The sequence below is a fragment of the Serratia sp. CY56464 genome, assembly GCF_052168435.1.
GTDB lineage: Bacteria > Pseudomonadota > Gammaproteobacteria > Enterobacterales > Enterobacteriaceae > Serratia > Serratia marcescens.
Genome location: NZ_JBJNMV010000014.1, coordinates 1 through 1533 on the forward strand (window position 1 = coordinate 1; position 1533 = coordinate 1533).

1 rRNA gene is annotated in these 1533 nt (G+C 53.0%); it reads right to left on the reverse strand.

Going from position 1 to position 1533, the window contains the following annotated elements:
- Nucleotides 1-1509: ribosomal RNA gene (locus tag ACJ8KE_RS23695) — 23S ribosomal RNA — on the reverse strand; the annotation flags it as partial.
- Nucleotides 1510-1533: the final 24 nt, after the last annotated feature.

Here is a 1533-nt window from a genome sequence, read left to right on the forward strand (position 1 = left end):
GATATGCAACCGGATTTACCAGGTCACACCCCCTACACGCTTAAACCGGGACAACCGTCGCCCGGCTAGCCTAGCCTTCTCCGTCCCCCCTTCGCAGTAACACCAAGTACAGGAATATTAACCTGTTTCCCATCGACTACGCTTTTCAGCCTCGCCTTAGGGGTCGACTCACCCTGCCCCGATTAACGTTGGACAGGAACCCTTGGTCTTCCGGCGAGCGGGCTTTTCACCCGCTTTATCGTTACTTATGTCAGCATTCGCACTTCTGATACCTCCAGCAACCCTCACAGGCCACCTTCAACGGCTTACAGAACGCTCCCCTACCCAACAACGCCTAAGCGTCGCTGCCGCAGCTTCGGTGCATGGTTTAGCCCCGTTACATCTTCCGCGCAGGCCGACTCGACCAGTGAGCTATTACGCTTTCTTTAAATGATGGCTGCTTCTAAGCCAACATCCTGGCTGTCTATGCCTTCCCACATCGTTTCCCACTTAACCATGACTTTGGGACCTTAGCTGGCGGTCTGGGTTGTTTCCCTCTTCACGACGGACGTTAGCACCCGCCGTGTGTCTCCCGTGATAACATTCTTCGGTATTCGGAGTTTGCATCGGTTTGGTAAGCCGGGATGGCCCCCTAGCCGAAACAGTGCTCTACCCCCGAAGATGAGTTCACGAGGCGCTACCTAAATAGCTTTCGGGGAGAACCAGCTATCTCCCGGTTTGATTGGCCTTTCACCCCCAGCCACAAGTCATCCGCTAATTTTTCAACATTAGTCGGTTCGGTCCTCCAGTTAGTGTTACCCAACCTTCAACCTGCCCATGGCTAGATCACCGGGTTTCGGGTCTATACCTTGCAACTAATCGCCCAGTTAAGACTCGGTTTCCCTACGGCTCCCCTATACGGTTAACCTTGCTACAAAATATAAGTCGCTGACCCATTATACAAAAGGTACGCAGTCACACCACGAAGGTGCTCCCACTGCTTGTACGTACACGGTTTCAGGTTCTATTTCACTCCCCTCGCCGGGGTTCTTTTCGCCTTTCCCTCACGGTACTGGTTCACTATCGGTCAGTCAGGAGTATTTAGCCTTGGAGGATGGTCCCCCCATATTCAGACAGGATGTCACGTGTCCCGCCCTACTCATCGAACTCACGACCTGTGCATTTTAGTGTACGGGGCTATCACCCTTTGCTGCGCGACTTTCCAGACGCTTCCACTAACACACAAGCCGATTCAGGTTCTGGGCTCCTCCCCGTTCGCTCGCCGCTACTGGGGGAATCTCGGTTGATTTCTTTTCCTCGGGGTACTTAGATGTTTCAGTTCCCCCGGTTCGCCTCATGCCACTATGTATTCATGACATGATAGTGTGTCGAAACACACTGGGTTTCCCCATTCGGGTATCGCCGGTTATAACGGTTCATATCACCTTACCGACGCTTTTCGCAGATTAGCACGCCCTTCATCGCCTCTGACTGCCTAGGCATCCACCGTGTACGCTTAGTCACTTAACCTCACAACCCGAAGATGTTTCCATC